The sequence below is a fragment of the Amycolatopsis halotolerans genome (assembly GCF_042647905.1).
GTDB classification, from domain to species: Bacteria; Actinomycetota; Actinomycetes; order Mycobacteriales; family Pseudonocardiaceae; genus Amycolatopsis; species Amycolatopsis halotolerans.
Window position 1 is genome coordinate 48967 of record NZ_JBHRWI010000028.1, and the last position, 12939, is coordinate 61905.

The following is a 12939-nucleotide window of genomic DNA, read 5'->3' on the forward strand; positions in this document are numbered from 1 at the left end:
GGCAAGGCGAACGTGGTCAGGAATCTCGGTGCTGCTGGGCGTTCTCGGCCGCCGACCCGGTGAAATGGGCGAGGAGATTCGTGCGCCTGAGCAGCCGGTCGAGTTCCGGCGACCGGTTGTCCAGCTGCAGCGCGGCACCGGCTGAGCGGACCAGCCGGTCGACCATCAGCAGGGCGGCCAGACCTGACGAGTCGCAAAAGGACAGTCCGCCGCAGTCGAGGCGGACGGAGCGGCAATCCGGTTGCGCGGCCAGCATTTCCCGGGCGGTGCGGACGAGTGCGGGCTGGCTGTCGTAGTCGAGTTCGCCGGTCACGGTCAAGCGCGCGACCCCCGGGTACGGCATGCTCCACGTGCAGGCGAGCGGGTGCGGCGGCATCACGCCCGGCTTTCGGGATCGAGGCCGTCGGCCGCGCGGACGAGGGTGGCGCGGGCCCGGGGGAAGTCCCGCAGCTCCTCGCCGAGGACGTCCAGCGCGGGCGTCAGGTATCCGGCCGGGACGCCGCGGGCGGCGAGGATGCCGGCGGTCCAGCGCAGGAAACCCGTGAACAGCCCGGGATCGTCGACGTAGACCGACGTCTTGAGGTAGTCGACGATGCTCGCCAGGTCCTCGACGGTGTGCTGCAGCTGGAGTTCGTCGTAGCGGGCCACCGCGGGGACCCGTTCGCGCAGTCCGGCGAGCGCGGCCTTCACGAGCTGGGGCGAGGTCCGCGAGATCATGGTGTATTCCTGGTCGAGCAGGTGCGGCAGATCGTCCACGGCCTGGTGTGCGCCGCGGGGCGCGCCTAGCGGGTTCCCGGCGAGCAGGTCGGCGGCGGCGCGAGCGTCGGGCGCCCAGGCGTCGGCGCCGAACAGGCGGGCGTAGCGGCCGTCCGTTCCGAACGCGGCGCCGCCCGCGATGACCGGGACACCGGCGGCTTGGCACGCGGTGATCGTCGCGTGCGCCGCGGGCAGCCGCGTCGGGATCGAGCCGGACAGCGCGACAGCGTCCGGGCCGGTGCGGTGCACGTCGGCGATCAGGTGCGCCGCCGGGACCTGCGCCCCGAGGTAGTCGACCTGGAACCCGCGCGATCGCAGCACCTCGGCCAGCAGCCGGGCGGGCAGCGCGTGCCATTCCCCGTCCACGCAGGCGACGGTCACCCGGGCGAGCGGGGGACGGGACGCCGGGCCGGAGGCGAGGCTCACGGCAGCGACCACCCGGTCGTTGATCGCGGTGACGGCATGTTCCCTGGTCACGGTCAGCCGGTTGGCCGCCCATTCCTCGCCGACTTTCCGCTGCACCGCGCCGATCACGTCGAGCAGGACGGTTTCGGTGTCCATCCCGGACTCGAGGGCCCGGAGCGCGATGCCGCCCGCCGCGTGCTCGTCGCCGTCGGCAGCCGCGGTCCAGAGCTGGTCGGCGACGTCCGCGACGGACAGCGACGGGTCGGTGCGCGGCTTGCTCGAGGCGGTCATGCGGCGGTGTACCTGCCGCGGCCCGAGCCGCCGACCGCCGACAGGTGCTGACCGCGAGGCGCGGCGATCACGACGACAGCCATGTCGTCGTGCTCGCGTTCGCGAGCCCATTCGGCCGCGAGCATGTGGACGTGCTCGGCGATCGCCTCCGCGGGCATGCCCGCGCAGCGGGTCAGCGCCTCGTGCAGGCGCTCCTCGCCGAACATCTGATCGCCCAGCGGACCTCCGCGCGCCTCGGTGATGCCGTCGGTGTAGAGCAGGCAAGCCTCGCCGGGCTCCAGCATGACTTCGACCGTGGTCGTGTCGATCTCGGGCAGGACGCCGACCACGGTGCCGACCGTCTCCACGATCTCGACCGCCCCGCTCGCGCGGACGATCAGCGGCGGCAGGTGACCCGCGCAGGTCAGCCGCAACCGCAGGCCAGCGGCCAGCTGCGACACCGACGCGAGAGCGAGGGTGACGAAACGGGTGTGGTGGGAACTGAGCAGCGCGTCGTTGAGCATGCTGAGCACGCGATGGTGGTCCGAGGCCAGCGGCAGCAAGGCGTGCAGCGTGTTGCGGACCTTCCCGGTGAGCACCGCGGCCTCGACGCCTTTGCCGCACACATCGCCCAGCACCACGAGCGATTCCGGGCTGTCGCCCGCCGCCGGGTAGACGTCGTAGAAGTCGCCGCCGACCCGTTCCGAATCGAGCGCGGCGCGATACCGTCCCGCGAGCTCCGCGCCCGCGACCTCGTGCAGCACGGGCGGAAGCAGTTCGCGCATCAGCGTTTCGGTGATCGACGACTGCTGGGCGAACATCCGCGCGGCGGACATCGCCACCCCGGACCGGGCCGCGAACAACCGGGCGAAGATCTCCTCGTCCTCGCTGAACGCCGCGCGCTCGGCCTTCCGCAGGAGAACGAGCGCCCCGGCCGGGACGCCGTGGCCGGGCAAGGGCGTCACCACGATCGAGCCCACGTCGCCGAATCCCGGGGGGATCAGCCACGCCGGCGCGGACGCCGGGTCGATCCAGCGCGACGGGACCGGCGGAAACCCTTGCAGCGCCTCGGCGAGCCCGGGCACCTCGGCCAGGTCGGCGGCCAGTTCGATCTGCTCGGGTTCGCGGCCGCGCACGCAGAGCACCGCCGGAACGCTGCGTTGTGCGGCCGGGGTGATCAGGAGCGCGGCGTCGGCGAGGTGCTGCACGGCCAGCTTTCCGGCGACCTGCATGCACCGCTGCAGGTTCAGCGACCCCAGCAACGCGGTCGACGCCTCGGCCAGGAATTGCGCCCGCCGCCGCTCGGTGCGCAAAGCAGTCTCGGCGAGGCGCGCTTCGGTGTTTTCCGTCAACCACCAAGTGATCGTTCCGTCATCGTGCGTCACCGGGTGCACGGCGTAGCTGCGCTCCCAGCTGTCAGCGGCACCGCGTACGCCTTCGATGACGCCGTCGTGGAGGCCGACCGGCCACCCGGTTATCGCCCCAGCGAGCACCACGCCCGGCGCAGCTTCCGGAAGCAGTTGCTCGGCCGCGGCATTGCGCGCGACGACCCTGCCGCCGGCGTCAGTGACCAGCACGGGGCAGGGCGCTGAACTCCACCGCGATACGACGTCCGCGGAAAGGTCCGCCCGTTTCAGATCCGCCACGAGCGGTCCTTCACCCCGTTTTCGTCCAAGGGGGCGGTCAGCGTCGCCAACCGCCCCGAGAGCCGAGGCCCCGGATACCCGCCCGCGGCGGTCTCAAACCTCGTTTTCCGGGCAGCGGCCCAGGCGGCTCCGCCGGCTTCGGGTCTTGACCGGCGGAGCCTGGAGCCGGGTCTCCTGCGCGCCGAAGACCCACTCTGCCCACGGGCTACCCGTTCGTCGGGAATTCACGCGACCCGTCCGGGTTCAGACGTCGAGCTCCCGGTGCCGCTCGGCCACGGTGTGGGCGAGGTCGACGAGTTTGACGTTGAGGTCCTGGGACGTGCGGCGCAGGATGTCGAACGCCGCGTCGGCCGAGATCCCGCGGCGGTTCATCAGGATGCCCTTGGCCTGGCCGATCAGGTCCCGGCTGTCGACGGCGCGCTTGAGATGGATTTCCTTGAGCGCGGCGGCGGTGTGCGCGGCCGATCCGGCGAGGGCGAGCGACGCGTGGGAAGCCAGCACGAGCGCGTTGTCGACGGCGTCCTCGTCGAAAGCCCCGGCCCGGCGGCTGTAGAGGTTGATCGCGCCGGGCGGCAGGTCGGACGCGAGATCCGGCAGCAGGGTCGAGGCCAGCAGGGAGCCGAACCCGAACACCCCGGCGCGCCTGCCGAATTCGGGGAACGCCTCCGAGTCCGGGAGGTTGTTGGCCAGCGCGTACCCGGGCCGGCCCTGCAGCGCGGCCTCCAGGCACGGTCCTTCCCCGGTCTGGTACTGGACGCGGTCCAGTTCCTCGGCGGTCGCGTCCGTGCAGACCGGGGTGTGGAACCCGCCGTCGGCCGAGCGCAGGGTGATGCTGGCCAGGTCGGCCTCCGGGACGATCCGCAGCGCGGCGGACACCACGCGCTCCATCGCTTCGTGCAGGGAGCCCGCGCCGAGCAGGTGCACCGCGAGCGCGCCGAACCGCTGCGCCAGCGGCCCTTCGGCGGCGACCCCGGACCGGGCCCAGCCCGCGACGGCCGGTTCCGCGCAGAACGCGATCCGGTCCGCCTCCCAGTCTTCGGCGTCTCTTATGCCGACGTCAGTCACTGCGGCCTCCTCTTTCCCTGCCCAGCAGCACCGCCGTACTTTACCGGCCCGCGGGAACGGACCGGCGGACCGACGACCGGCGCTTCCTCGCGGCGAGGCGGGAGGCCGCGACAGAGCGGCGGCCGGAACCGAAGTCCCGGCCGCCGCTCGGTCCGCAGGCGTCAGTCTTTCACGCCCTTGACGGCGTCCTTGACTTTTTCTCCCGCCTGCTTGAGGGCGCCCTTGGCCTGTTCCGCTTTCCCCTCGGCCTGCCACTGCTCGTTCCCGGTGGCGTTGCCGAGTGCTTCCTTGGCCTTTCCCTTGATCTCCTCGGCCTTGTTTCCGGCGGTGTCGCTCATCTCGATTTCCTCTTTCTTTTCAAGGGTTCGGGAAAAAGCGTTCCCGGCGATGCGATAAACGGGGGGTACCCGCGTCGAGTGCCGGTCAAACCGGCTGTCCCGGCCGGTGCTCGGCCTTCGCCGCGGCGATGTACTGACTGGCCTGGGGGAGAAAGGACAGGACGACGCCGACCAGCGCGAAGACGGCGCTGACGGAGCCGACCACCGTGGCCTGGCCCGCCAGCAGGGAGACGACCTGGAGCGCGGTGAGCACCGTGAGCACGATCCTCGCCCAGTTGCGGCCCGCGCGGAGTTTGAACGCGAACAGCAAGTGCAGCAAGGCGAACGCGATCGCGAGCACCGCTCCGACGACGATGCCGATCGTCACCGCCTGGTCGATCTGGGCGTCGGTGAGGCGCGCCGCGTTCTGGCCGTTCGCTCTTCGCATCGCGTCCGCCAGCGCGTCTCGCGAGAAGAACAGGAACACGGCTCCGGCGACGCCGACGAGGGTCGCGGCCACATACGCCCAGAAGGCGCCGGCGATCGCCGCCGGACGCGGCCGCGCTCCGGCCGGATCGGCGGAATGTCCAGCGGAAGGGGATGGATAGGCAGGGAGATCAGTCATGGGGAAAAGGTGGCACAGCTCGCGGAACTTCGCGCGGCAAAGAACGGAAAAGTGGACCGGAAAACCTCGCTGAGGGTCCGTTGGATCTCATTTCCCGCAGTTCTGGTTTGGCGCCTCCGGCCGGTGGGTAGTCGATATTCTCAGGCAAGGGGAACGGACGACGTGCATTCGAGCAGGGGGCTCGCCGGGGGAGCGACTGGGGTGGAGCGGGCCCAGGAGGAGGTCAAGCGTGAGTGTCGACGAGGCTCAGCACAGCCGGTCGCCCGCGGGAGCGGCGCCGCTGCGCTTGGCGTTGGACCAGGATTTCGCGATGCTGCGAAGGATCCGGGACCGGGCGGCGGCGTTCGTGCGGCGTCATCTCCCGCACGCCGGCGCGGACGCGGTGGCCGACGTGCGCCTGGTGCTCGACGAGATGGCCTGCAACGCGCTGCGGCACGCCCGCCCGCCGTGCGAGCTGACCCTGTCGTTGCGGGGAGACCGGATCCTGATCGAGGTTTCCGACTCTCTCGCGGACCTCGCCAGGTACCGGGAAGGCTACGAGGGCGGGGGACGCGGTTTGGCCTTGATCGACGCTATCGCCGACCGCTGGGGCCAGACGCCGCTGCCCCGGGGCAAGACCGTCTGGGCCGAACTGGCTCTCTGCTCCGATTCCCGCCGGACGGAGTCGCCGGAGCCGCGGTGAAGCTCAGCGCGCGCCGGACGGGACGGCGGATGTGCAGCTCGGCAGGGGGTTCCGCCTGCCCTGACTGTCCACTGTGGATTCTCCCGTTCGCCCGGACACCGCCAAGCGGGGCGGAGCTCACGAGCTGCGGGCCCTGTCATCGGCCGTCGCCCGCCCGGTTCGGCCCGGTTGGCCCGTTACGCCGGTTCAGGGGCGGGTAGCGGAAGCACGACGGAAACATTCCGGTAACACCGCGCGGTTAGCTTGATCGGCCGGACGAGACGACGAGGAGAGTCCGACCGTGGTCGATACCGGAAGCACGGCGTGGTTGCTGGTCAGTGCCGCACTGGTCATGCTGATGACACCGGGTCTCGCGCTGTTCTACGGCGGGATGGTGCGCGCGCGGAGCGTGCTGAACGTGATGGCGATGACGTTCGTCTGCCTCGCGACCGTCGGCCTGGTCTGGGTGGCTTACGGGTACTCGCTCGCGTTCGGCCCCGACTGGTTCGGCGGCCTGCTCGGCACCTTGGGGCTGGCCGGGCTGCACGGGCTGGCCGACCAGACGACCGGGCCCGCGGGAAACCAGGTGCCGTTGTTCGCGTTCGTCGCCTTCCAGATGATGTTCGCGGTCATCACGGTGGCGCTGCTGGCCGGCGCGATCGCCGAGCGCGCCCGGTTCTGGACCTGGACGGTGTTTTCCGTCGTGTGGGTCACCGTGGTGTACCTGCCGGTGGCGCACTGGGTCTTCGCGCCCGACGGGTGGATCGCGGCGAAGCTGCACGTGCTGGACTTCGCGGGCGGCACCGTCGTCGAGGTGAACTCCGGGGCGGCCGCGCTGGCGCTCGCGATCGTGCTCGGCCGCAGGCACGGCTGGCCGAAGCAGGCCGTCCGGCCGCATAACCTGCCGTTCGTGATGTTCGGCGCCGGGCTGCTGTGGTTCGGCTGGTTCGGGTTCAACGCCGGTTCCGCGCTGGCCGCGAAGAACCTCGCGGCCACCTCGTTCCTGAACACCACTGTCGCGGGAGCGGCCGCGGTGCTGGGCTGGCTGGTCGTCGAGCAGTTCCGCGACGGGAAGCCGACCACGCTCGGCGCCGCGTCCGGGGCGGTGGCCGGGCTGGTGGGGATCACGCCCGGATGCGCTTACGTCGAGCCGATCGGCGCGATCGCGATCGGCGTCGCGGCGGGCGTCGTGTGCTCGTTCGCGGTGGGCCTGAAGTACCGGTTCGGCTTCGACGACTCGCTCGACGTGGTCGCGGTGCACGGTCTCGGCGGGTTTGTGGGAACGCTGCTGATCGGCCTGTTCGCGACCGTGGGCGTGGCTCCCCAGGGCGCGAACGGCCTGTTCTACGGCGGCGGGTTCGACCAGCTGTGGCGCCAGACGGTCGGAACGCTGGCGGTACTAGGGTATTCGCTGGCGATGACCTTCCTGATCGGCTGGGTCATGCACAAGTTCATGGGATTCCGGATCGACCGCGAAGCCGAGATCGACGGCGTCGACGAGGCCGAGCACGCCGAAGGCGCGTACGAGCTGGCAGTCCAGTCCGGACGCCGGGGGAGCGCGCCCGCCGGTGTGCTCGGATCGCACCGGCCAGCGCGCGAGGAGAACCGATGAAGCTGCTGACCGCCGTCGTCAAACCGTTCGTGCTGGACGACGTCCGGATCGCGCTGCAGGAACTCGGCGTCGCGGGGATGACCGTCAGCGAGGTCCGCGGATACGGCAGGCAGAAGGGCCACACCGAGATCTACCGGGGCGCGGAGTACGCGGTCGACTTCATCACCAAGTACCGCCTGGAGATCCTCCTCGACGACGACCAGGTCGACGCCGCGCTGCGGACGGTGCAGGACACCGCGCACACCGGCAAGATCGGCGACGGCAAGATCTGGGTCACGCCGGTGGAGACCGTCGTCCGCGTCCGCACCGGAGAACGCGGCCGCGACGCGCTGTAGCTCGCGCCGGACGGTCAGTCGCCTTGGGGCACGCGCACGACCTCGCCAGGGCGGATGAGGTTCGGATTGGTGATCGTGCCGGGGTTCGCCGCGACGAGCCGGTAGTAGAGGTTGCCGGAGCCGTAGTACTTCCTGGCGATGCTCCAGAGCGTTTCGCCTTGCGCCACGGTGTGTTCCAGGTAGTTGCGGTAGCCAGGAACGATTTTCGGGCCGAGGACGACGGGCGTGACGGCCTTGTCCAGTTCGGCGCCGTCCTTCGGGGAAACGTGGAAGACCTCGACGAAGAGTCGGTTGAGCTGGAAAGCCGCGCGGCTGACGTCGACGACGTGCTGGAACTGGTTGTGCCCGCCCGAACCGTCGCCGGCCAGGAAGCTGCCGGTCACCTCGTCGTGGCCTTCGTGGACGCGGTAGGCGAAACCGGCCTCGAACGCGCCGCCGGCCACGTGCCGCTCACGAGCTTTCCGGTCGGTGAGGGGAACCCCGAGGGAATCAGAGTCCCTCGGGGTTCCCCTCACGGACGGCGTCAGGAGCGGGCCAGGTACTCCGCCGCGGCGCGCAGGCTCACGTAGGAGCCGCTGAAGGTGTCGAGCCGCGGCCCGGCACCGGTTTCCGGCCCGGGGACCCCGGTTTCGACCCGGATGTAGTCCACAGTGGACAGGCCGGCCAGGAACTCCCGCACCGCCGGATGCCGGTGCGCTTCCCGGGTCACCACCACGACGCTCTCCACCGACGAAGCCTCCGCCACGACCGTCGAGACGTCGTCCGGCGAAACCGACAGTGTCCGAGTGCCTGGCACCAGCTCCGCCAGGTGAGCCCCCAGTCCCCACGGCATCGGCCCAGCGGCGATACCCGGTTCGGTCTGCACATCCACCACGAGCGCGCGGCCCTTGAGCCGCGGCTTGCCGGTGACCCGCAAGGCGGCCCGCGCAGCGGACAGACCGAGCGAGTAGTCCACCGGCTGCACCGTCGCCGGAGCCGGGGCGGTGCCCAGCGAAGCTGTCCGGACAGCGGCGTCGGCCAACCGCTCCAGGGGAAGCCGCCCGCTGGCCACTGCGGCGACGATCGCCGCCGCGGTCCGGTCCAGCGTCTCGGCGTCGAACGGGGCCCCGCCGAGGCAAAGCGCGTCAGCGCCGCCCAGGAGAGCCCGGACCGAAGCCTCGCCGATCCCGTCGTGCCGCCCGTACGCCCCGGAGATGGCCCCCATCTCCAACGCGTCCGTGATGACCGTCCCGGTGAACCCCAGTTCGCCGCGCAGCACGTCGACGAGCGCGGTCCGGTTGAACGTCGCCGGCTCGTCGCCCCATTCCCGGACCACGAGGTGCCCGGACATGACCGTCCGGACGCCCGCCTCGATCGCCGCGGCGAACGGGACCAGTTCGACTTCCCGGAGCTCGGCCGCGGTCCGCGGCAGCACCGGCAGCGAGAGGTGCGAATCCTCGGTCGCCGCGCCGTGGCCGGGGAAGTGCTTTGCGCACGCGGCGACGCCGTACTTCTGCATGCCGGTCACGAACGCCGCGACGTGCGGCGAAGCCGCCACCGGATCCGAGCCGAACGCCCGCACGCCGATGCCCGGGTCCTCCGCGGCGAGCGTGAGGTCCGCGCACGGCGCGAGGTTGACCGTCACGCCGCACGCCGCCAGCCGCTCGCCGAGAGCGGCCGCGACGGACGCGGTCAGCTCCGGGTCCCCGGCCGCGCCCAGCGCGAGCGGGCCGGGCACGAACGAGCCCTTGCCGACGTCGAGGCGGGTGACGTCGCCGCCTTCCTCGTCGATCCCGACGACCACGTCGTCCCGCTCGGACCGCAGCGCGGACGTGAGCGCGGCGACCTGCTCGTCGTCGACCACGTTGCGGCCGAACAGGATCACGCCGCCGAGGCCCTCGGCGAGCCGGCGGCGCACCCAGTCCGGCGCCGTGGTGCCGGCGAATCCGGGCAGCAGCACGGCTTCGGCGAGCCTGCGGGGGTCGGACACCCCGGACACCTCGGAGAGGTCAGCCACCGTCATCCCTTCACCGCGCCGGCGGTCATGCCGGACACGAGTTTCCGTTGCACGATCAGGAAGAAGATCACCGCGGGGATCGCGTAGATCACCGAGGCGGCCATAACGCCGCCCCAGTCGATCGAGAACGCCGTCTTGAACGACGACAGCCACACCGGCAGCGTCTGCTTCGACTGGTCCCGCATGAACACCAGCGCGAACAGGAATTCGTTCCACGCCGTGATGAAGCTGAACACCGACGTGGTCACCAGGCCCGGGCCGAGCAGCGGCAGCGTGACCCGGCGGAACGCGCCGGCCCGGCTGCAGCCGTCGATCATCGCGGCTTCTTCGAGGTCGTACGGGATGCCGTTGACGAACCCGTAGAGCATCCACACGGTGAACGGCAGCGTCGTCGCGAAGTACATCAGCAGCAGCGACGGCAGCGTGTTCAGCAGCCCGATGTCGCGGATCAGCAAGTACATCGGGATGAACAGCGCCGAAAGCGGGGCCAGCTGCGCGATCAGGATCAGCAGCAGGAACCCCTTGCGGCCGCGGAAGCGGAAACGGGCCAGCGGGATCGCCGCCAGCACGCCCACGATCAGCGCGGCCAGCACCGCGCCGAGCGTCACGATCAGGCTGTTGGTCAGGTACGTGACGAATCCGGGCTTGGTGAGCGCCGACGCGAAGTTCGACAGCGTCGCCGAGGTCGGGATCAGGTCGTACTTCGACGACAGCACGTCGCCCGGCGTCTTCAGCGACGTCGTGAACATCCAGTACGTCGGGAAGAGGAACAGCAGCGCCACGAGAACGCCGGCGACCGACACCAGCGTTCGGGCGGCCAGGGACTTTTTCACGCGATCTCCCCGTCCTTCGTCCGGACCAGCAGCTGCACGTACCGGCCGGTGACCAGCAGGAGCAGCACCAGCATGATGGTGGCGATGGCCGCGGCCGAGCCGAAGTGGCTGCCCGCGATGCCCTTGAGGTACTGCAGGATCGCCAGCGTGGTGCTCGCGCCGTCCGGGCCGCCCTGGCGGATGGCCCACACCTGGGCGAACATGTTGAAGTCCCACAGGATCGACAGGAACGTCACCATCGTCAGGATCGGCCGGATGGCGGGCCAGCTGACCGCGCGGAACGTCTGCCACGGCCCGGCCCCGTCGATGCCCGCCGCCTCGTACTGCTCGCGCGGCACGCCGAGAAGGCCCGCGTAGAGCGTGAACGCGACGAACGGCACGGCCTGCCACAGCACCAGCAGCCCGATCACCACGAGCGTGCTCGTGCCGGTGGAGAACCACGAGTAGCCGATGAACGAATGGAAGCCCAGCCGGTCCAGGGTTTTGTTGAGGATGCCGTACTGCTGGTCGAAGATCCACTGGAACACCGTGGTGGTGGCGATGACCGGCACCGCCCACGCGAGCACCAGGGAAATCTGCACCAGGATGCGCAGCACCGGGTTGAGGTGCCGCATCAGCACCGCGATGAACAGCGCCGCCAGCAGCGTGCCGGCGACCATCGCGCCGGTGAAGAGGACCGTGCGGACCGTGACTGCCCAGAACTCGGGGTCGGACAACACGTCGGTGTAGTTCTTGAAGCCGATCCACACCATCTTGCCGGTCACCAGCTCGCGCAGGTCGAGCTGGCGCAGGCTGATGCCGAGCATCTGGACGGTGGGCCAGCCGAGCAGCACCAGCACGGCGGCGAGCGCGGGAAGGATCAGCAGGTACGGCATGAGCCGCTCGCTGAACCAGCCGTTGCCACGCCGTCGTGCTGCCCCGACGTGCGCCGATGCCGGCGGGGTGGCCCCCGCCGGCATCGGCTTGTCCTTCGTCGCGGTCATCCGCCGATGATCTTGTCGAGGGCAGTGTTCGCGTCAGCCGCGGCCTGGTCGAGGGTCTTCTTCCCGGTCAGGTAAGCGGTCAGCATGTCCTTCAGCGGGTTCTGGCCGGATTCGACCTCGCCCCACTTCGGGCTGGCCGGCATCGCGTGGCCGGTCTTCGAGGCCTTCGCCATCACCGAGCCCAGCGGGTCCTTGTCGAGCGCGCTGAGGTCGGTGGAGGTGCCCGGCACGTAGCCGCCGGCGGCCAGCTGCGTCATGTACTTGGTGCTGGTCAGCAGCTTCAGGTAGTCCTTCGCGAGGTCCTGGTGCTTGCTGTTGAGCGGGACGACCAGGTTCGAGCCGCCGAGGAACACCGGCGCGCCCTGGCCAGCGGTCTTCGACGGGATCGGGAACGCACCGGTCTTGGCGGTGATGCCCGGGTCCGTCTTGGCCGCGGTGGCGACCTCGTTCGGGGTGCCGATGAACATGGCGACCTTGCCCGCGGCGTAGATGCCGGCCTGCTGCGGAGTCGCCTCGTCGTTGTCCTTCGGCGCGGTGGTGCCCGAGCTGTCCACGAGCTTCTTGTAGAACTCGAGGCCCGCCTTGGCTTCCGGCGTGTTCAGCGAGGACTTGAAGGACTTGCCCTCGCCCTTGGCGATGTCGCCGCCGTTGTCCCAGATGAACGACGACAGCGCGTACCAGTTCTGGCCCGGCATGTAGAGCGGCTGGAACTGCGGGTCGCTGCCGAACTTCGTCTTCAGCTTCGCGATGTCGGCGAGCCATTCGTCGTTCGACGCGGGCGGCTGGGTGATGCCTGCCTGCTCGAACATGTCCTTGCGGTACATCACGACGCGGTTCGCGGCGTAGAACGGCACGCCGACGGTTTTGCCGTCGTACTGGCCGGATGCCTTGAGCCCGGCGAGCCACTGCCCGCCGTTGAGGTTGTTGACGTCGCCGGAGAGGTCGGCCAGCACGCCCTGCGCGGCGAACGCGGGGGTCTGGGTGTTGCCGACCTCGATGACGTCCGGCGGCGTGTCGCTCGCCAGGGCGGTGGTCAGCTTCTGCTGGATGCCGTTCCACTGCTGGATCTGGTAGTCGACCTTGACGCCGGGGTGGGCGGCCTCGAATTCCTTGTTCAGGGCGGCGGTCAGGCTGTCCGGCGCGGAGCCGGTCATCAGCCAGACCGTCAGCTTGCCGTCCTGCGCGCCCCCAGCGCTCGAGGCGTTCTCACTCCCGCCGGAGCCGGCACACCCGGCCGTGGCGAGCGTGATGGCGGCGGCTCCCGCCGCCAGCTTGAGCCAGCGCTTCACGTGTCTCGTCCTTTCGGTGCCCGGTCGTCGGCGACCGGGGCTGAATGACAAATGGTGTAGACCAATGTCCTGCAGGGTGGTCCGGACCACAGCCGGTGTCAAGCCGGTTGCCAAGATGTTGCGAAGACGTCTGCCTGGTTGACGCT

General features: G+C 70.3%; 14 protein-coding genes. 3 read left to right on the forward strand and 11 right to left on the reverse strand.

Annotated elements, in window-relative coordinates; genetic code table 11:
• Positions 1 to 16 precede the first annotated feature (16 nt).
• The 6 genes from ACFORO_RS24100 to ACFORO_RS24125 form a co-directional block, all read right to left on the reverse strand.
• Positions 17 to 376, reverse strand: coding sequence for an STAS domain-containing protein (locus tag ACFORO_RS24100; RefSeq protein WP_377875271.1), 360 nt, complete (start codon positions 374 to 376; stop codon positions 17 to 19).
• Positions 376 to 1452 (reverse strand): cobalamin B12-binding domain-containing protein, encoded by a 1077-nt coding sequence (locus tag ACFORO_RS24105; protein ID WP_377875274.1) that lies wholly within the window; start codon positions 1450 to 1452, stop codon positions 376 to 378. The genes ACFORO_RS24100 and ACFORO_RS24105 overlap by 1 nt, the downstream gene beginning before the upstream one ends.
• On the reverse strand, positions 1449 to 3077 hold the full coding sequence (locus ACFORO_RS24110; RefSeq protein ID WP_377875276.1) for a SpoIIE family protein phosphatase: 1629 nt from the start codon (positions 3075 to 3077) through the stop codon (positions 1449 to 1451). Before ACFORO_RS24110 ends, ACFORO_RS24105 begins: the two co-directional genes overlap by 4 nt.
• 243 nt (positions 3078 to 3320) lie before the next feature.
• Positions 3321 to 4142, reverse strand: a complete 822-nt coding sequence (locus ACFORO_RS24115) for a GAF and ANTAR domain-containing protein (protein WP_354734830.1) — start codon at positions 4140 to 4142, stop codon at positions 3321 to 3323.
• Between the two features lie 161 nt (positions 4143 to 4303).
• Complete coding sequence (locus ACFORO_RS24120) at positions 4304 to 4480, reverse strand: CsbD family protein (protein WP_354734829.1); 177 nt, start codon at positions 4478 to 4480, stop codon at positions 4304 to 4306.
• A gap of 85 nt (positions 4481 to 4565) precedes the next feature.
• Positions 4566 to 5084, reverse strand: coding sequence for a hypothetical protein (locus ACFORO_RS24125; protein WP_377875279.1), 519 nt, complete (start codon positions 5082 to 5084; stop codon positions 4566 to 4568).
• Positions 5085 to 5313: 229 nt separating this feature from the next.
• Between ACFORO_RS24125 and ACFORO_RS24130 the strand changes: the two genes are divergently transcribed.
• The 3 genes from ACFORO_RS24130 (at position 5314) to ACFORO_RS24140 (ending at position 7692) form a co-directional block, all read left to right on the forward strand.
• Entirely contained in the window at positions 5314 to 5766 is a 453-nt protein-coding gene (locus ACFORO_RS24130; protein ID WP_377875281.1) for an ATP-binding protein, read from the forward strand.
• A 280-nt stretch (positions 5767 to 6046) separates the two neighbouring features.
• Complete coding sequence (locus ACFORO_RS24135; RefSeq protein WP_377875283.1) at positions 6047 to 7357, forward strand: ammonium transporter; 1311 nt, start codon at positions 6047 to 6049, stop codon at positions 7355 to 7357.
• Positions 7354 to 7692 (forward strand): P-II family nitrogen regulator, encoded by a 339-nt coding sequence (locus tag ACFORO_RS24140; RefSeq protein WP_344275778.1) that lies wholly within the window; start codon positions 7354 to 7356, stop codon positions 7690 to 7692. Before ACFORO_RS24135 ends, ACFORO_RS24140 begins: the two co-directional genes overlap by 4 nt.
• Before the next feature lie 14 nt (positions 7693 to 7706).
• Here the strand turns inward: ACFORO_RS24140 and ACFORO_RS24145 are convergent, their stop codons facing one another.
• The 5 genes from ACFORO_RS24145 to ACFORO_RS24165 form a co-directional block, all read right to left on the reverse strand.
• Positions 7707 to 8135 carry a LysM peptidoglycan-binding domain-containing protein gene (locus tag ACFORO_RS24145; protein WP_377875286.1) on the reverse strand — a complete coding sequence of 143 codons (429 nt, stop codon included), beginning with the start codon at positions 8133 to 8135 and terminating at the stop codon, positions 7707 to 7709.
• 80 nt (positions 8136 to 8215) lie between these two features.
• Positions 8216 to 9694: a glycoside hydrolase family 3 protein gene (locus tag ACFORO_RS24150; protein ID WP_377875288.1), complete on the reverse strand. Its 1479-nt coding sequence runs from the start codon at positions 9692 to 9694 to the stop codon at positions 8216 to 8218.
• Complete coding sequence (locus ACFORO_RS24155; protein WP_377875290.1) at positions 9691 to 10521, reverse strand: carbohydrate ABC transporter permease; 831 nt, start codon at positions 10519 to 10521, stop codon at positions 9691 to 9693. Before ACFORO_RS24155 ends, ACFORO_RS24150 begins: the two co-directional genes overlap by 4 nt.
• Complete coding sequence (locus ACFORO_RS24160) at positions 10518 to 11504, reverse strand: carbohydrate ABC transporter permease (protein WP_377875292.1); 987 nt, start codon at positions 11502 to 11504, stop codon at positions 10518 to 10520. Before ACFORO_RS24160 ends, ACFORO_RS24155 begins: the two co-directional genes overlap by 4 nt.
• Entirely contained in the window at positions 11501 to 12793 is a 1293-nt protein-coding gene (locus tag ACFORO_RS24165) for a sugar ABC transporter substrate-binding protein (RefSeq protein WP_354734822.1), read from the reverse strand. Before ACFORO_RS24165 ends, ACFORO_RS24160 begins: the two co-directional genes overlap by 4 nt.
• Positions 12794 to 12939: the final 146 nt, after the last annotated feature.

Coding starts and splice junctions, on each gene's coding strand:
- ACFORO_RS24125 (WP_377875279.1), bottom strand. CDS start 5,084: ATGACTGATCTCCCTGCCTATCCATCCCCTTCCGCTGGACATTCCGCC.
- ACFORO_RS24160 (WP_377875292.1), bottom strand. CDS start 11,504: ATGACCGCGACGAAGGACAAGCCGATGCCGGCGGGGGCCACCCCGCCG.
- ACFORO_RS24120 (WP_354734829.1), bottom strand. CDS start 4,480: ATGAGCGACACCGCCGGAAACAAGGCCGAGGAGATCAAGGGAAAGGCC.
- ACFORO_RS24150 (WP_377875288.1), bottom strand. CDS start 9,694: ATGACGGTGGCTGACCTCTCCGAGGTGTCCGGGGTGTCCGACCCCCGC.
- ACFORO_RS24140 (WP_344275778.1), top strand. CDS start 7,354: ATGAAGCTGCTGACCGCCGTCGTCAAACCGTTCGTGCTGGACGACGTC.
- ACFORO_RS24105 (WP_377875274.1), bottom strand. CDS start 1,452: ATGACCGCCTCGAGCAAGCCGCGCACCGACCCGTCGCTGTCCGTCGCG.
- ACFORO_RS24100 (WP_377875271.1), bottom strand. CDS start 376: ATGCCGCCGCACCCGCTCGCCTGCACGTGGAGCATGCCGTACCCGGGG.